The following is a 16,968-nucleotide window of genomic DNA, read 5'->3' as shown; positions in this document are numbered from 1 at the left end:
TCAGACCCCCATTCCCGGGATCTGGGGCACGAGGCCCCACAGCGCGAAAGTCATCAGTACGTCGAGGATTCCGATCGCGAGGATCGCAGTCCGGAGCGCGCGCCCGGCCGCTTGCCCGACGCCGGCCGGACCACCGGAGGCATAGTAGCCGTACGCGCAGTGAACCAGCGCGACAACAGCGGCGAACACCACGGCCTTGAGACCCGAGTACAGGAGATCCTGCGGAGAGATCGCCAGATGGAAGAAGTAGTCGTAAGTACCTGCCGATGCGCCGTTGAAGAACACGACGACCAGTCGGGTCGAGAGGTAACTGGCCAGGAGTCCGATCATGTAGATCGGGATGACACAGATCATGGCAGCGATCACCCGGGTACCCGCGAGGAAGGGGATCGATCGGATCGCCATCGAGTCCAGCGCGTCGATTTCGTCGGAGATACGCATGGCCCCGATCTGGGCGGTGAAACCCGTTCCGACCTTGGCGGCCAACGCGATCGCGACGACAACAGGGGCCAGTTCACGGGTGTTGGCAACCGCGGACAGCATGCCGGAGAGCGAGGTCATCCCGACAAGCTCGAGGCCCCGGTGGGTCTCGACGCCCAACATCATCGCCGCGGCCAGCGACATCGCGAAGACGATCCCGATGGTGCCGCCGCCGGACAACAAGGAGTTCGTGCCGAAGCTGACCTCGCTGATCTGACCGAGTACATGCTTGCGGTACTTGGTGAGCGCAAAGGGGATCGATGCGATAGTGCGGACGTAAAAAGTGACGTGTTGACCGAGGGAGACGAGGCCGTCGCCCGCGGTTCGCAGGGGTCTGCTCGCTTGACGTGCTCGAACACGGAGATCGACGAGCGACATCAGAATTCACCGACTGCCGGGACGATTACGGTGTAGAGCGCGGACAACACTGTGTTCACGATGAAGACGAGCGCGAACGCGATGACGACGGCTTCGTTGACTGCGTCGGCAACGCCGCGTGGGCCACCTTTTGCATGTAGACCTTTGAAGGTGGCGACCAAAGTCGAAGCGATGCCGAAGACCGCAGCCTTCACCAAAGCCATGACGAAGTCGGAGGATCGCCCGTACTGACTGAACGTTGCCATGAACGTTCCGGCCGGAAGATGCTGGACGTAGATGTGGTACAGGTAGCACGCGATCACACCGCCGAAGGTGACCATCGAACACAGTGCAAGGGAGACGATCACTGCCGCAACCAATCTCGGTGCGACGAGGCGCTCGATCACGTCGATGCCCATCACTTCCATCGCGTCGATCTCTTCCCGGATCTTTCGTGAACCCAAATCCGTGCAGATCGCCGATCCTGCGACACCGGCCATCATCAACGCGCACACCAGCGCCGCGGCCTGACCGACGATGATGAAAGCTACGACAGCTCCGGAATATCCACCGGCTCCGATCCGGCCGGCCAGTTCACCGACCGAGACGGCGATGAATACACCGATCGGAATCATGAGAAGCAGCGACGGGCCGGTGCTGACGCGACCGATGAACAGGGTCTGAGTAACCGTCTCGTGCAACGAGAGTCGTCTGCGCAGGATTGCCGTGAACAGACCGAAGAGTGCCTGAACCGAGAATCCGATCAGATAGCCCCCCTGTAACGCTACGTCTCGCACCGGGCCCTTCGCGGCTGGCAGCTCGTACGTCATCTAATTGAATTCCTTTGCAGATCAACAGTGTTCGGCACGGAGTTCGAACTGTTCGAGCGCTGGCGGTCGAGCGAACTGCCTGTGAAGCATCTCACACATATATGTGTCCAAGCAAGCATTATGTGAACCGAAATTCTCGTCGAACTGTCAGCCCTGTTGACCGAGTTTCCTTCATTGACGTGGAGATATCGGAACTGTTCATATCGACATCCTGTGTATGTTTACGAATATTCCGAATCTGTCAGTCGGATTGCTTCGTGGATGCGGGCTGGATGCTTCGAGCGGTGACCCTACCCACTGCTGGTGGCCACAGGCAACGTTTTGTTAACGAAGATTCTCGGTGGAAGCAACGGGGGAGGTGGCGAAGGGCGAGTGGTGTGTTCTGATCAAAGGCAGCGTTACCTGCATGTATGAAACTCTAGACGCGCGATGTGCTGAAATCGGTGTACGAGTTTTCAAAATCATGCTTATGCTGATTCTCGTCTGATGAGCAGGCGGATCGAAGTGCTTCGTGCGTGAGGGCTGGAGAGTGGGGTACACGGTGAGCCTGAACGATCAGTTCGTCGACGCGCAGACGTCGAATGGGATTGTTCGGCAGCCGAGGTCCGACTCCGTCAAGAGGCGACCGAAGGACCGCAAGGCGCAGATCGCGGCAGCAGCGGCAATCGCGTTCAGTGAGCGCGGATATCCTGCTGTCAGTGTCGACGACATCGCGTCGGCGGTCGGTATTTCGGGTTCGGCGCTCTATCGGCACTTTCCGAACAAGTACGCGATGTTCCGCCACGCGGCACTGGAGTTGACCGGAGCGCTCGCCAGTGCCCTCGATGCCGTTTCGGTTGCGCCTGCGGCAACCGATGCGCAGCGGTTGCGCGAAGATCTGATTGCAGTGATACGAACGACGATCCGCAATCGGCGTACGGCCGGAATCTATCGTTGGGAGAGCCGGTTTCTCGACGCCGATGATCGGAAATCCGTTCGAGCGCAAGCCAGTGCGGTCAATCGCCGAGTAGCCCGGTATCTTTCGCGTTCCGAACCCGCGATGACGGCGAGGGACGAGACCCTTGTCGTGGCAGCGATGTTCAGCGTCATCGGCAGCATCACCGTCCATAACCTGTTGCTGCCCCAGCGATCGATGGAGAAGGTTCTGCTCGACGCGTGTCTGGCGATAGATCAAGGTGAGGGTGCAATCACCGCTAGCCGCTTGGAGCAGTCCTCGTTACCACGAACCGTGACCACGAACAAACGTGAACGTCTCTTGCAGGAAGCCGTGCGCCTCTTCGACTCTCGCGGGTATCACGACGTCAGCATCGAAGAGATCGCCGCGGCCGCCGGCTTGAACGCATCCGGTATGTACCGCTACTTTCCCAGCAAGGCAGAGCTTCTCGGCGCCGTGTTCTATCGAGCTGCAGATCGCTTGGACTTGGCGACGGCAGCGGTCTTCGACTCCGCGACTTCGCACGAACAAGTGCTCCGGTCACTGTCGGCGATGTACGTGGAGTTGTCGTTTGCACAGCACGAATTGATGTCGGTCTACTTCTCCGAGATGAACAACCTTCTGCCGAGTCATCGAAGCGATCTGAAGAATCGCCAGAAGCTTTACGTGGTCGAATGGGCGCGAGTGCTCGGCGAGATTCGTCCTGAGCTGTCGGCAGTAGAGGCGAAGTTCGTAGTTCACGCTGCGCTCAACCTGGTCCCGGATGTCGGCCGCATGATGAAGTTCGACGCTGCCGCAGAGAACGCGGCCATGTTGCAGGTGTTCATGTCGGCAGTACTGTTCGGCCGTCGGGCTTCGGCCGCCTGAAGCGTGTCGGTGGGTGTGCGTAGTCTGGCCCACTATGAGCGAAGTCGTGTCACTGGCAGCTGCCCGTCGCATAGCGCTTGCCGCTCAGGGATTCGGCAAATCGCATCCCAGGACGGTGACGCGTCGCAATCTGGTCGGCGTGATGGACCGGCTGCAGGTGCTGCAGATCGACTCGGTCAATGTCTTCGAACGCAGTCACTACCTACCCGTTTATGCGCGATTGGGCGCATACGACAAATCCAGACTCGATCAGCTTGCCTTCACCCCCGGTTCGGGATACCTCGAATACTGGGGTCACGAAGCAACGTTCTTGCCGGTGGACATGTGGCCGTTGTTCCGCTGGCGGATGGACCAGTTTCGCGCCAAAGCGTTGAGTGACAAGGACGGGTGGGCTTCCGATCGGAGTGTCTTCCTCGATTGGTTGCGGCAGGAGTTGCGCGACAACGGTCCGATGGCGGCGAGCGAGATCGAACACGAGGCGAACACACGGCGCGGTCCGTGGTGGGGGTGGTCCGACGTGAAGGTCGGGCTGGAGACGCTGTTCCGTTGGGGCGAGGTGGTCTCGGCGGGGCGCGCCGGTTTCGAGCGTCGTTACGGCCTGGCCGAGCAGATGCTTGCACCCGAGATACTCGACGCACACGTCGAGCGGTCGGAGGCGATACGCGAACTGGTGCTGCGGGGTGTGAAGGCACACGGTCTCGGCACCCTCGACGACATCGCCGACTACTTTCGTCTGCCCAGCGCAGAAGCACGAACGGCATTGCAGGAACTCGAAGATGCCGGCAGTGTGCGCCGGGTGTCCGTCGACGGCTGGGAGCGTCGAGGCAAGGCAAGGGAGGTGTGGATCGATCCGCGAGCGAAGCGTCCCAGGTCCATCCGTGCGGAAGCGTTGTTGTCACCCTTCGACCCGGTAGTGTGGGCACGCGATCGAGCGTTGCGGCTCTTCGACTTTCACTACCGGATCGAGATCTACACTCCGGCGCACAAGCGAGTTCACGGATACTACGTGCTTCCGGTCTTGATCGACGACAAGATCTGCGCCCGAGTCGATCTGAAGAACGACCGTCAGAACCGTCGACTGCTTGTCCGCGCGGCGTGGGCCGAACCCACCGCGGACGCCGACACTGCGCCGCGGTTGGCGGAACTCCTTCGGAGAACTGCGCGTTGGCAGGGCTGCGACACCGTCGAGGTGGAGAACAAAGGTACGTTGTCTCAGCAGTTGGCCGCCGCTATGACGTGAGCCTTCAGGTCGCGAGGACGATTGTCATTCGGGAACTGTTATGCGTCCGTCGGTAGCTGCCTGATTGATGGAATTTCTCAATGCGGAACAACTTCCGGATCGAATTCTCGGCGGTTCAGCATCGTCGCGGTACTCCAAACATGCCGTGCGCGAATCTGATCGCCACTGGGTCGACGTGTGATGCCAGCTGTTCTTCTCCACGAGGACGTATGTTCCGCACCGCTCGCAGTCCAGCGGTTCCATGGTCATTGCCCTACTCCTGCGGCGGCCCTGCGTGCGATGTTGTCAGCGACTTCCTGCTTCCACACTTCGATGGGTTTGCTTGTGTCCATCTCGAATTCGAATCGGTCGACCATGTCCGGGGTGATGTCGGCGACGTCCACGTAGAACTGTTCGTACCAACGGCGTAGTTGGTAGACCGGGCCGTCCTCGGTGCAGAGCAGTGGATTGTCGATACGGGTCTTGTTCTTCCAGATCTCGATGTCCTGTTCGAATCCGACGCCGATGTACCCGATCATTGCGTCGACAAGTTGATCGGCGAACTCGGCGGGCATCTCTGCGGACTTCTGGACGGTAATGCCGTACATGAGTACGAATTTGTTCGGGCTCACCGGGTAGTGGCAGTTGATCAGCACCGAATCGGTCGTGAAGTTCTCGTAGACGTAGCGCAAGTCGTCGATCATGAACGACGGTCCGTGGTAGGCCGCTGTCGAAAGATTCGACACCAACTTCGGTACGTCGGGGTCGGTCCAGGTCACGATGTCGTCGCGGTTGATGCCGCTCTGCTCCTGGATGGCGACGTGTCCTTCGAAGACGTTCTTGAAATAGGTGGGGAACGAGAAGTGCACGTAGAAGAAGTGCGCCATGTCAACGACGTTGTCGACGATTTCTCGGCAGTTGGTGTCGATGACGATTGACTTCCATACCCAATCGGTCCATTCGTGGTCCGGAGTTTTGATTGTCGGTATGGCGACTTCGGCCGGAGGCGGATTGCCTTCGGGGTCATGCCAGACGAAGAGCAGTCCGTCTTGTTCGAGGGTGGTCCAGGCGCGAGTTTTGGCAAGCGGTGGAACGCGGCGTGCATAGGGGATCGCGGTGCATTTGCCGTTGCCGCCCCAACGCCAGTCGTGGAAGGGGCAGGCGACTGAATCGCCCTTGACCGTGCCCTGACTCAGGTCGCCGCCCATGTGACGGCAGTACGCGTCGAGGATCTTCAGTTCGCCATGCGAGTCGGAGAAGACGACCAGTTTGGTACCGAAAGCTTCGACGGAATGCGGGTTCCCGTCGCTGTAGTCCTTGGCGAGGCCGAGGCAGTGCCATCCGCGGGCAAATCGAGTGGGAGGTTCTCCCTGGTCGATGATGCGAACCTCTTCCGATTCATTGACATCCGCAATTGTCATGTTCTTCCTTTCGTGAGTGCACCCGGTGGGCTGGACCGAGCGACGTTGTACGACAGTCGAAGGGGGGTAAATCTCTGGGCAAGTCACATACGCTGCGACGAGACGTTGCCGCCGTCGACAACCAATTCCGTTGCGGTGATGTAACTTGCTTCGTCGGACAGCAGGAAGCGGACAGCGTGTGCGATTTCCTCCGGGCGACCGAGCCTGCCGAGGAGGATGCGTCGTTCGAATGCCCCGTCACCCAATGCGTCTACGGTCGGCTGAAGCAGAGGGGTCAGAATCTGTCCGGGAGAGACGCAGTTGATCCGAATGCCGTCCGGGCCCAGTCGGTCCGCCAGCGATCGGACCATCGACAACATCCCACCCTTTGCAGCGGAGTAGACAGGGTTGATTGCATTGCCCAAAGTTGCGTTGATCGAAGCGATTCCGACTATTGCCGAACCGGGATTGGCCGTGAAATCAGGCATCAACTGTTGAACCAACAGGATGAGCGGACGTAGATGGGTGTTGATACCCGTCTCCCACACGTCGAGCGTCACTCCTTCGAGGGATCCGATATCGACGACCCCGGCGGAGTGAACAAGTCCGCCGATGGAGGGAAGTGAGGAACGGGTTGTGGCCAATGCGGCCGCGTAGTCGTCCGCTCTCGTGAGATCGATTCCCACTCCGATGGCGTCGATGCCGAATTCGGAGGAGATCACGGCTGCCTGATCGACCGCTTTTGCCTCGTCGATATCCCAGAGAGCGACTGGGCGTCGGATCGCCGCGAGCGCGCGGGCGGAGGCCAATCCGATTCCGGATGCGCCGCCGGTGATGATCACGCCTGTCGACGGGGATGAAGCATTCATGTGTCCTCCTGATTTTGAAGCGTTCTGCTCGGCGCCGCATGATCTGATGGGCTCCGGTCATCACTGTGACGAGGGATGGATTCGGGCTCAACGAACATGACCGATCATCGGTATAGGTGCTGGTGAGAGCCCATGCAGATGCATCTCCCGCTGCGTGGGAAACGTACTGGCGTCGTGTGTCCACGGAAGCTCAGATGGGCGGAACGAATGTTGGCTGCCGAAGCGGCGGGCCACCGGAACGGAGACATCGATGTTGGTCGGACCGATCACCGAAGAGTCCATCCCCATGTCAACTCTCGACAGACTGTCGGTGGTGGTGGACTGCTTTCGTGACGCGCCTCGGCTGACATTGGGGGAGGTCGCGCGCCGAACCGGGATTCCGCGATCGTCCGTGCACCGGATGCTACTGAAACTCGTGAGGATGAACTGGCTACGCCGCGAAGGACTCGAGTACGAGATAGGCGACAAGCTAGGAGATCTGGGCGCGCTCTCGCTGTATCGAAACAAAGTGGATCGAGTGGTTACGCCCCTACTTCAGCAATTGCATTTCGTGACTGGACACGCCGTGCACCTCGGGGTGTTGGAGGGAAACCATGTGCGCTACATCCAGAAGATCGGGAGCCTGATGGTCCCCGACCTTCAGACTCGCGTCGGCTCACGTATCCCAGCGCAAGCGTCGACCATCGGGAAGTCACTGTTGAGCGCCGGCAACAGATCGGTGGCATCGTCGCACAACGCCAATGACGTTCGCCAACACGCAGTTGCGTTCGGAATCTGCAATTCCGGGATGGGCTGTATCGCCGCGCGAATCGGGGTGCTCGACCACATGCCAGTAGGTCTCTCGATTTGTGGGCCCTTGATTCGCGGCACGATAGACAAGAGGAACGCCGCTCCCGTACAGATGGCGGCAGCAGCGATCTCGCAGTATTTCGGAATGATCGACGGGTTCGAGCAGGAGAAGACGGGATAGTCCGACAAACGCAAAGAGTGCGCCTCCCCCCACTACGCGTAAAGCACAGTGGGGGAGACGCACTCGGATAGAGCTGTGTCAGCGAAGAGCCGCAAGCGCGTCGATACGCCCCGCGGCACCTTCCATGATGCTTTCGATCAGTTCCTTGCAGCTGGGCAGATCGTTGATCATGCCGACAACCTGACCCGAAGCAAGAACACCGGCTTCCGTGTTGCCCTCGACCAGTCCGGCCTTGAGCAACATCGGTGTGTTGGCTGCCATGATGATCTGCATCAGCGTGCGGTCACCCGACCGCTTCATTGCGAGACCGTCCTTGGCGAGGGTCGACCACTTCATGCCCGTCATGGCCTTGAACTTCGTGGCATTCTTGGCCGCGGCGATCAAACCGGTTGCATAGCTGGAACCTTCGAGGCTGTTGACCAGGTCGGTGTTGAGCACACGATGAGGCATGCCGTCGACCTTGCGGGAGACAGTCGTATCCGTCAGTCCGCGCTTGAGATACTCCTGTTTGACGGAATCGGGCACCGAAGAGTCGCTGGTGAGAAGGAATCGCGTTCCCATCGCGACACCGGCAGCGCCGTACGCCAGTGCGGCAGCCAGCCCGCGGCCGTCGAAGAATCCGCCACCGGCGATGACCGGAATATCGACCGCGTCGAGAACCGAGGGGAGAAGCAATGTCGTGGCCACACCGCCGGTATGGCCACCACCTTCGCCGCCCTGGACGATGACGGCGTCCGCGCCCCAGGATGCAACCTTGACCGCGTGCTTCGCGGCACCGATCGAGGGCACGACGACGATGCCGTGGTCCTTGAGCTTGGCGATCAGTTCCTTCTTGGGAGCCAACGCAAACGACGCGACCTTGACGCCTTCACGGATCAGCAGATCCGCGCGTTGCGGGGCGTCAGTGGCGTCGGCACGCATGTTGACGCCGAACGGCTTGTCCGTGAGCTGCTTCGTCTTCTTGATCGCGTGCTCGAGCTCGTCGTACGTCATCGTGGCCGAAGCCAGGATGCCGAGACCACCGGCGTTAGCCGTTGCCGACGTGAGAGCGGGACCGGAAACCCAGCCCATACCCGTCTGCACGATCGGGTACTCGACACCGACCAGTTCGGTCAGCGCGGTCTTCAGGGTGGGGGTCATGCCGAGACCTCACGGTCCCGGAGGTTGCGCGGATCGAGGGTTTCGCGGATGAGGTGAAGTTCTTCGACGGTGGGGTCACGGGTGATACCGGCCTCGGCGAGTCCGGCAACCTCGAACGAGGTGTTCTCGGCTACCTCTTCGGCGGTGACGCCGGGGTGAAGGCTCAACGCGCGGAAGGTGTTTCCTGGTCCGCCGAAGTCGAAGACACCGAGGTTGGTGACGACGCGGGGGATGTTCAGGTACTTGTAAGCCGGATTCTCGGGATCGATCTGGTCGTAGCCGACACCGCACACCACGTCGACCTTGTCGACGAACACTCGCTTGGAGTGCTTGGGGACGAAGTAGCTCGTCGCGTGGTTGATGGTGTTACCCGGGGCGCCGCGCACACCGAACATCTGACGCGTCGGCTGCTGAAGCGGGCCGAAGGCGGAGAGGTTCTGGTTGCCGTGGCGATCGAGCTGATTGGCGCCCATGACTACGTGACGGCGGCCGGAAGCGACGACGTCGAACACCTTGCGGAAAGGCATCCATCCTTCGACGGGGCCCTTTGTTCCGACGGCCGGAGTGTCCTCGAGAATGAGGGCTTCACCATCGGTAATCAGCAGGTCGGGTTCGGTGGTGAGTCGAGCCAGGCGAGCGCCGATGGTGGACGACGTCGACATCGGGCTGGCCATGATTTCGCCTGCACCGGAGAAGATTTCAGCGCAAGCGAGAACAACGTACTCTGCGCGGGTGACGGTGGATTCGCTCATTTTGCCTGCTCCCCTGCCTTTGATGAATCGGCAAACTTCTTTACTGCGGCTTGGTAGTCCTCTTCGCTGCCGGAGAGGAAGGTGTCGACGAACGCCTGCCACGACTCGGGGGTCTTGGCGGACTCGGCGTAGTGACGCTGGAACTTCTCGTCGCGGCCGTAGCTTTCGCCGGCCAACGTGAAGTGCGCACCATTGGGTGCCTCGACGACGGCGTCAACCATCATGCGGTTGAGCAGAAGGTTCTGCAGTGGAACGGATTTGACCAGTTCCTCGGTCTCGACAATGCGTTCGACGGAGACGTATCGCTTTTCGGCGGCCATGCAGTACAGGTCGTCGAAGTACGGGTCGACGCCGTTGTACGCGGCATTGCCGTGCTTGTCACCGAGATTGAGGTGAACGAACGACGCATCGAGGTTGAGCGCAGGCATCGCGATCAAGGTCTCGGAGCGGCCGTCGGCCTCGGGGTACGGGGAGGTGACGGTCTTGAGTTCGTCGCCCCAGAAGTTGCGGACGTCCGAACCCAGGCCGGCGCGGATCGGGAGGAAGGGAAGGCGAGCGGCAGCTGCTTCGAGGCCGCACTTGACCATGCCCTCGTCCATCTCGCGGACTTCGATCTCACCGGCGGTGCGTGCCTTGGCAAAACACGGGTCGTAGAACGGCGCGGAGTCGAGGGACACGAAACCGTAGTACGCCTTCTTGACCTTGCCGGCCGAGCACAGCAGTCCGAGATCCGGTCCGCCGTAGGTGACCACGGTCAGGTCTTTGACGTCCGAACGCAGAATCGCACGCACGAAGGCCATCGGCTTGCGGCGAGATCCCCAGCCGCCCAAGCCGATCGTCATTCCGCTGCGGAGTTCGCCGACTACCTCGTCGAGCGACTTCGTCTTGTCACGCTTGCTAGCCATGTTTGTCTCAGCCTTCCTTCTGGGTTGCGTTCTCGCGCGGCTTGCCGGTGGCGACGAACTCGTCGCGGTGTTCGTCGGACACGCCGAGGAGGTTGAGTTCGAAGGTGTAGCCCTGCTCGAGGCGGTAGCTGCCCTTGACGTCCACCGGGTCGATGCCGTTGATGGCTTCCTTGGCGCACCGGATGATGCGGGTGTCCTTGGCGGCGATCTTCGCGGCGATCTCGCGAGCGCACTCGTCGAGCTTCTCGCGCGGGACCACGTCGTAGACGCTGCCGAACTGCTTGAGTGTGTGTGCGTCGACGCTCTGTGCGGTGTAGTAGAGCGTGCGCATCATGTGCTGTGGCACCAGCCTCGAGAGGTGTGTGGCAGCGCCGAGTGCGCCGCGGTCGACCTCGGGGAGGGAGAAGATCGCGTCGTCGGAAGCGACGATCACGTCCGCGTTGCCGACGAGTCCGATGCCGCCGCCGACACAGAATCCGTTGACGGCCACGACGACGGGTACAGCACAGTCGTAGACGGCCGCGAAGGCCGCGGCGCAACCGCGGTTGGCGGCGACCAGCGCGTCGAATCCCTCGGTGGCCTGCATCTCCTTGATGTCGACGCCGGCGTTGAATCCGCGTCCCTCGGCTCGCAGGATCACTACGTGAGTGTTGAGATCCTTGCCCGCGTCGAGGATGGCGTCGGCAAGCTCGAACCATCCCTTGGACGGGATTGCATTGACCGGCGCGTAGTCGATGGTGACCGTGGTGATGCCGGTTCCGTCGGAGGAGGTGCTGATGCCCATATCGGGATTCCTTACGTCTGTGTACCAAACCAAGCGATTGCTTGGTAAGTTAGCACACAAGCGGAGCCGACAAGCCCGAGCAGAGTGCATTAGGAGACAAATATGAGTGGATTGGTCGACGGACGCGTAGTCATCATCACCGGGGCTGGCCGCGGTATCGGACGTGCGCATGCATTGGCATTTGCTGCCGAGGGCGCCAAGGTTGTCGTCAACGACATCGGTGCGGGTGCCGACGGTTCCGCGACCGGTGAGAGTCCGGCCGAGCAGGTTGTCGCGGAGATCATCGCCGCCGGTGGCCAAGCAGTGGTCAACGGAGACGACGTCGCCGACTGGGCGGGCGCCGAGAATCTGATCAAGACCGCGATCGACACCTTCGGTGGCCTGGACGTACTCGTGAACAACGCAGGCTTCCTGCGGGACCGCATGCTGGTCGGTATGAGCGAGGGCGAGTGGGACGCGGTGATCCGCGTGCACCTCAAGGGGCACTTCGCGCCGCTCCGTCACGCTGCTGCCTACTGGCGCGCCGAGGCCAAGGCAGGCAAGACCGTCGACGCACGCATCATCAACACCAGTTCGGGTGCAGGACTGCAGGGTTCGATCGGCCAGGGCAACTACGCCGCGGCCAAGGCCGGCATCGCCGAGATGACCATCCAGGCCGCCGCCGAGCTCAAGAATTACGGAGTCAGTGTCAACGCGATCGCGCCTGCTGCGCGCACACGCATGACTGTCGGCGCGGGCGGGGCGATGGCAGAAGCGATGGCAGCTCCGGAAGAGGGCTTCGACGCCATGGCTCCCGAGAACATCTCGCCGCTGGTCGTCTGGCTCGGTAGCGCCGAGTCCAAGGACGTCACGGGCCGGGTGTTCGAGGTAGAGGGCGGAAAGATCACCGTCGCGGAGGGCTGGCGTCACGGCCCGAGCGAGGACAAGGGAGATCGCTGGGACCCGAAGGAGATCGGGCCCGTCGTGGCAACGCTGTTGGAGAAGGCGGAGATTCCGACGCCGGTGTACGGGGCGTAGGGCCTCCGGCCCCGTGAGTGGTTAAGGAGTGCAGGAACTCCTCAACCACTCACAGGCGGCGTGCCGCCTACGCGGGCGCCCGAACCACCAACACGGTGCCGGGGAACTCAGCTGCGAGTTCGCGCCGCGAATGCTTCACGCAGGCGGTGCCGTAGCCCTTCTTGCGAGATTCCGGCGCGATCCAGATCGCCACGTTCACCTCTTGGCCGTCGAGTTCGCCGAATACCAGGCCGACGCTCTTCGGGCCGTCACCGGAGACGTCCTCGGCGACGAACCAGGCAGCGCTCTCGTCGTCGATCCGACCGAGACCGCCGACGCGCTCGGCTTCGATCCGATCCTCGCTCCACGGCTTGCCGTCTTCGCCGAGCTGCTCGGCCGAGCGAATCGTGAACAGTGCCTTGTCTTCTGCGCTGTCGCTGAACGGACGCAGGGTGAAGTTCTGCCCGCTGCTCGCGGGACGATCGAGCGTCGTCCATTCGAGAGTGGCGTCGAGATTCTCCAGCTCGCCCTGGATGCGATCGCGCGCTGCCTTGGTCAGTGCGCTGAACTTGAGGCTCAGAACTGCTTCGGCATTTGCTTCCGACGTGCCGAGGAGTTCCGCGACGGTGGTCAGTGCCTCCTGGTGGTCCTTGCTGTCGACCACTGCGTCCAGCACCTCGTGGCGACGCTCCAGCGCACGCACGAGGGCTGAGGTGATCTCGCGTCGGTCCAGGATTTGATCTTGAATATGCGTCGTCATATATGCGACTCCTTGCTGTGTTCGAGGCTCTGTCGAAACGCCGTGCGGACCGTACGAGTCAATAGTGCTCCAACTCGCCGGTTATGGCACGCGTTCAGCCTCCGGTGCGGCGAACGAGCCGTTCGTAGCGCTGGCGGGCGGCTTGAGTGCTTCCGAGTCCCAGCCCGAAAGCGATGTCCTGCCAGGTCATGCCCCGTTCGCGGGCAATCCCGAGGAACAGTGCTTCCAGCTGTTCCATTTCGGCTCGGGCCTTGGGGATCAGAGTCAACGCGGCCATGACGTCGGCATCGTCGACCTCGGGTTCGTTCGGCTGCGGTGTGTCGGTGCCACCCGCAAGACGAGCCACGACGCGCACCGCGCCGTAGGGCTCGAGCATCTCCGGATGAGATTGCCGCGCGCGCTGGCTTGGGGTCGCGCCGTGGCGCTCGCTGATTCGAAAGAGTCCGGCGTACTCGCGATTTGCGCGTTCGCGGCCGGAATCGATCGGTCTGAACTGGTCATCGGTCATGAACCCAGGGTGGCACGAACCCTGGTCGATGTAAACGTTTTGTTGTAAACAGTCCGTTTAATTCTTCAGTGGCTCGCACACGATGACGGGAATGACCCGGTCGGTCCAGGCCTGATAGTTGTCGAAATCCGGATACATCGCCGTCAATTTCGGCCACAGCCGAGCACGCTCGTCCTCGGTCGCGACGCGGGCTTTCATCGAGCGGATCCGAGACTTGATCTGCACCGTCACCACCGGGTCTGCCTTGATGTTGAGGTACCACATCGGGTTCTTCGGAAGACCGCCTTGCGACGCCACCAGAATCACGTTCTCGCCGTCCTCGAGGAATAGCAGCGGGCTGATCCGCTCCTCGCCGGATTTGCGACCGGTGGTGGTCAGCAGGCAGATCGGCAGCCCGCGAGGGAACGCGCTGCCGACCCGCCACTTGCTACCCAGCCGCCCGTCGGTGGCGCGATACATGGCGACGTTTGCCTTCGACATCCACTTGATGATCTTGACCGTCGCCGGAGCGTCGAGTCCCTTGGGTTTGGCTGGGGGAGTAGTCATCTCAGATACGCTCGATGATGGTTCCGGTGGCCAGTGCGCCGCCGGCGCACATCGTGATCAGAGCAGTCGAGCCGTTGCGACGCTCGAGTTCGTGCAGTGCGGTGGTGATCAAGCGAGATCCCGTGCTGCCGACCGGATGGCCGAGAGCGAGCGCGCCGCCGTTGACATTGACGTTGTCGAAGTCAGGTTCGTGAACCTGAGCCCAGGACAGTGCGACGGATGCGAATGCTTCGTTGATCTCGAACAGATCGAGGTCGCCGATCTTCATTCCGCTCTTCTCCAGGACACGGCTGGTTGCCTGCACCGGTCCGTCGAGGTGGAATTCCGGTTCCGAGCCGACCAGCGCCTGGGCGATGATGCGGGCGCGCGGCTTCAATCCGAGCGCGCGAGCCTTGTCCTCGTCCATGAGCAGGACTGCGGCCGCGCCGTCGGAGATCTGGGAAGACGTTCCGGCCGTGTGAATCCCGCCTTCGAGGACGGGCTTCAGTCGGGCAAGGGACTCCGCCGTCGTATCGCGCAGGCCCTGATCGCGATTGACGACCTTGGTCTCGCCCGTGAGGTTTCCTTCCTTGTCGACCTGGGGTGCCGAGAGTTCGAGAACCTCGCGGTCGAAACGTCCTTCCTCCCAAGCCTGCTTGGCCAGCGCCTGCGAGCGGACGCCGAGGGCTTCGACGTCGTCGCGGGTCAGTCCGCGTCGACGCGCGATGCGTTCTGCAGCTTCGAACTGGTTGGGCATGTCGATGTCCCACGTCGCGGGTCGGCGCGGTCCGGCCTGATCGCCGACGTTGGCGCCGAGGGGAACCTGGCTCATGGCTTCGATGCCGCAGGCGATACCGGCGTCGATGGCGCCGGTGGCGATCAGACCGGCGATCAGATGGTTCGCCTGCTGGGCCGAACCGCACTGGCAGTCCACGGTGGTTGCGCCGGTCTGCCACGGAAGTCCGGCGTGCAGCCAGGCCGTGCGCGTGATGTTGTTGGACTGAGCGCCGGCCTGGGTGACGCAGCCGCCGATCACCTGCTCGATCAGCAACGGGTCGATTCCCGACCGGTCGAGAACTCCCTTTTGTGCAGCTCCGAGGATCTCGGCGGCGTGCAGACCGGCGAGCCAACCTCCGCGCTTGCCGATCGGTGTACGGACAGCCTCGACGATTACTGGTGTGCCCACAGCGGGCTCCTTTCCTTGTAATGAAAAAGTAGAACAGGTTCTCTGCGGGAAGCAAGACCTGCCGACGTTTCCTTTCCTAGTAAGCAGGCTTGTGTTTCAATGAGAGTAGAACGTGTTACACATCACGGATCCCCATCACCCCTGTGATGAAAAGGCTTAGGGCAGGAGACATCAGTGGCACAGCCCGCATTCCCCGAGGGAATCGACTTCACGGACCCCGACATCTACGCGGAACGCATGCCGTTCGAGGAGTTCGCCGAACTCCGGAAGACGGCCCCCGTGTGGTGGAATCCGCAGCCCCCGGAAATCGGTGGATTCCAGGACGAGGGCTTCTGGGTGGTCACCCGTCATGAAGAGGTCAAGGAAGTTTCGCAGCGAAGCGACATCTTCTCGACCCACGAGAACACTGCGATTCCTCGCTTCGCCGACGACATCCCGCGTGAGAACGTCGAGATGCAGCGATTCATTCTCATCAACAAGGACGCTCCGGAGCACACCAAGCTGCGCAAGCTGGTATCTCGTGGATTCACCCCGCGCGCCATCAACAGCCTGCGCGAGGAACTGACCGAGCGTGCCGAAAAGATCGTCACGACCGCGGCTGCCGGCGGTGCCGGTGACTTCGTGGTTCAGGTCGCGTCCGAACTTCCGCTGCAGGCAATCGCCGAGCTTCTCGGTGTGCCGCAGGAAGATCGAATGAAGCTCTTCGACTGGTCCAACCAGATGACGTCGTACGACGATCCCGAGTTCGACATCGACCCGCAGGCAGCCTCGATGGAGATTCTGGGATACGCGTACCAGATGGCGGATCAGCGCAAGAAGTGTCCCGCCGATGACATCGTCACCAAGCTCATCGAAGCTGACATCGACGGAAATGAGCTCTCCCCAGAGGAATTCGGCTTCTTCGTGATCCTGCTTGCGGTCGCGGGTAACGAGACCACTCGCAATGCCATCACACACGGCATGGTTGCCTTCCTCGACAATCCCGACCAGTGGGAGCTGTACAAGAAGGAACGCCCCAAGACGGCGGCCGACGAGATCGTTCGTTGGGCGACCCCGGTGACTTCCTTCCAGCGCACCGCGCTCGAAGACACCGAACTCGGCGGACAGAAGATCAAGAAGGGCGATCGCGTCGTGATGATGTACGCGTCGGCCAACTTCGACGAGGACGTCTTCGAGAACCCGACGAAGTTCGACATCATGCGTGACCCCAATCCGCACCTCGGATTCGGCGGCACCGGTGCGCACTACTGCATCGGCGCCAACTTGGCCCGTCTGGAAATCGATCTGATCTTCAATGCGATCGCCGATCACCTACCCGACATCACCAGGCTCGGGGATCCCCGACGCCTTCGCTCGGGCTGGCTCAACGGCATCAAAGAGTTTCAGGTTGATTACAAGACATCGGGCTGCCCGGTCAAACACTGATCCGGACATATACTGACCTGGTAACCGGCGAGTAGGTTCTGTGTAGGTTTTCGGGAGTTGC

At 61.5% G+C, this 16,968-nt stretch carries 17 protein-coding genes; 5 read left to right on the top strand and 12 right to left on the bottom strand.

The features are described from left to right. Both G4D79_RS00930 and G4D79_RS00925 read right to left on the bottom strand, forming a co-directional pair. Positions 1–858, bottom strand: a complete 858-nt coding sequence (locus G4D79_RS00930; RefSeq protein WP_003945491.1) for an ABC transporter permease — start codon at positions 856–858, stop codon at positions 1–3. After that, positions 858–1,667 (bottom strand): ABC transporter permease, encoded by an 810-nt coding sequence (locus G4D79_RS00925; RefSeq protein ID WP_003945485.1) that lies wholly within the window; start codon positions 1,665–1,667, stop codon positions 858–860. Before G4D79_RS00925 ends, G4D79_RS00930 begins: the two co-directional genes overlap by 1 nt. Before the next feature lie 541 nt (positions 1,668–2,208). On the opposite strand from G4D79_RS00925, the gene G4D79_RS00920 reads away from it, so the two are divergent. Together G4D79_RS00920 and G4D79_RS00915 are read left to right on the top strand one after the other, a co-directional pair. Then, positions 2,209–3,468 carry a TetR/AcrR family transcriptional regulator gene (locus G4D79_RS00920; protein WP_223304659.1) on the top strand — a complete coding sequence of 420 codons (1,260 nt, stop codon included), beginning with the start codon at positions 2,209–2,211 and terminating at the stop codon, positions 3,466–3,468. Positions 3,469–3,502: 34 nt separating this feature from the next. Then, positions 3,503–4,708, top strand: a complete 1,206-nt coding sequence (locus tag G4D79_RS00915) for a winged helix-turn-helix domain-containing protein (RefSeq protein WP_099697032.1) — start codon at positions 3,503–3,505, stop codon at positions 4,706–4,708. A gap of 245 nt (positions 4,709–4,953) precedes the next feature. On the opposite strand, the gene G4D79_RS00910 is transcribed toward G4D79_RS00915, so the two are convergent. Further along, entirely contained in the window at positions 4,954–6,108 is a 1,155-nt protein-coding gene (locus tag G4D79_RS00910) for a Rieske 2Fe-2S domain-containing protein (protein ID WP_099697031.1), read from the bottom strand. Between the two features lie 83 nt (positions 6,109–6,191). Continuing rightward, positions 6,192–6,956, bottom strand: a complete 765-nt coding sequence (locus G4D79_RS00905) for an SDR family NAD(P)-dependent oxidoreductase (protein WP_058039200.1) — start codon at positions 6,954–6,956, stop codon at positions 6,192–6,194. 250 nt (positions 6,957–7,206) lie between these two features. Between G4D79_RS00905 and G4D79_RS00900 the strand changes: the two genes are divergently transcribed. Then, the gene (locus G4D79_RS00900) at positions 7,207–7,926 is read left to right on the top strand and encodes an IclR family transcriptional regulator (protein ID WP_058039199.1); all 720 of its coding nucleotides are present in this window, start codon (positions 7,207–7,209) and stop codon (positions 7,924–7,926) included. Positions 7,927–8,004: 78 nt separating this feature from the next. On the opposite strand, the gene G4D79_RS00895 is transcribed toward G4D79_RS00900, so the two are convergent. The 4 genes from G4D79_RS00895 to echA20 are packed head-to-tail and all read right to left on the bottom strand — an operon-like array spanning position 8,005 to position 11,507. Beyond that, the gene (locus G4D79_RS00895) at positions 8,005–9,066 is read right to left on the bottom strand and encodes a nitronate monooxygenase family protein (protein ID WP_007734249.1); all 1,062 of its coding nucleotides are present in this window, start codon (positions 9,064–9,066) and stop codon (positions 8,005–8,007) included. Continuing rightward, the gene (locus G4D79_RS00890; RefSeq protein WP_042920450.1) at positions 9,063–9,818 is read right to left on the bottom strand and encodes a CoA-transferase subunit beta; all 756 of its coding nucleotides are present in this window, start codon (positions 9,816–9,818) and stop codon (positions 9,063–9,065) included. The genes G4D79_RS00895 and G4D79_RS00890 overlap by 4 nt, the downstream gene beginning before the upstream one ends. After that, complete coding sequence (gene ipdA / locus G4D79_RS00885) at positions 9,815–10,723, bottom strand: cholesterol ring-cleaving hydrolase subunit IpdA (RefSeq protein ID WP_099697030.1); 909 nt, start codon at positions 10,721–10,723, stop codon at positions 9,815–9,817. The genes G4D79_RS00890 and ipdA overlap by 4 nt, the downstream gene beginning before the upstream one ends. 7 nt (positions 10,724–10,730) lie before the next feature. After that, positions 10,731–11,507: a (7aS)-7a-methyl-1,5-dioxo-2,3,5,6,7,7a-hexahydro-1H-indene-carboxyl-CoA hydrolase gene (echA20, locus tag G4D79_RS00880; RefSeq protein ID WP_003945611.1), complete on the bottom strand. Its 777-nt coding sequence runs from the start codon at positions 11,505–11,507 to the stop codon at positions 10,731–10,733. Positions 11,508–11,609: 102 nt separating this feature from the next. On the opposite strand from echA20, the gene G4D79_RS00875 reads away from it, so the two are divergent. Continuing rightward, a complete protein-coding gene (locus tag G4D79_RS00875) occupies positions 11,610–12,524 on the top strand; it encodes an SDR family oxidoreductase (RefSeq protein ID WP_003945561.1) in 915 nt (304 codons plus the stop codon). 67 nt (positions 12,525–12,591) lie between these two features. Here the strand turns inward: G4D79_RS00875 and G4D79_RS00870 are convergent, their stop codons facing one another. The 4 genes from G4D79_RS00870 to G4D79_RS00855 all read right to left on the bottom strand — a co-directional run bounded on the left by G4D79_RS00870 (position 12,592) and on the right by G4D79_RS00855 (position 15,482). Continuing rightward, entirely contained in the window at positions 12,592–13,263 is a 672-nt protein-coding gene (locus G4D79_RS00870) for a GNAT family N-acetyltransferase (protein WP_003945460.1), read from the bottom strand. A gap of 94 nt (positions 13,264–13,357) precedes the next feature. Further along, entirely contained in the window at positions 13,358–13,771 is a 414-nt protein-coding gene (locus G4D79_RS00865) for a DNA-binding protein (RefSeq protein WP_099697029.1), read from the bottom strand. Positions 13,772–13,828: 57 nt separating this feature from the next. Beyond that, positions 13,829–14,317 (bottom strand): nitroreductase family deazaflavin-dependent oxidoreductase, encoded by a 489-nt coding sequence (locus G4D79_RS00860; RefSeq protein ID WP_058039197.1) that lies wholly within the window; start codon positions 14,315–14,317, stop codon positions 13,829–13,831. Position 14,318: 1 nt separating this feature from the next. Further along, positions 14,319–15,482 carry a steroid 3-ketoacyl-CoA thiolase gene (locus G4D79_RS00855; RefSeq protein WP_003945509.1) on the bottom strand — a complete coding sequence of 388 codons (1,164 nt, stop codon included), beginning with the start codon at positions 15,480–15,482 and terminating at the stop codon, positions 14,319–14,321. A gap of 174 nt (positions 15,483–15,656) precedes the next feature. Here G4D79_RS00855 and G4D79_RS00850 point away from each other — a divergent pair, with 174 nt between their 5' ends. Next, positions 15,657–16,907 carry a cytochrome P450 gene (locus G4D79_RS00850; protein WP_007734267.1) on the top strand — a complete coding sequence of 417 codons (1,251 nt, stop codon included), beginning with the start codon at positions 15,657–15,659 and terminating at the stop codon, positions 16,905–16,907. The last annotated feature ends 61 nt before the right edge of the window (positions 16,908–16,968 follow it).

It is taken from the genome of Rhodococcus sp. WY5 (genome assembly GCF_018588185.1).
Classification (GTDB): domain Bacteria; phylum Actinomycetota; class Actinomycetes; order Mycobacteriales; family Mycobacteriaceae; genus Rhodococcus_F; species Rhodococcus_F qingshengii.
The sequence above is the reverse complement of the archived record's forward strand: the minus strand, read 5'-3'. Positions and strand labels throughout refer to the sequence as shown.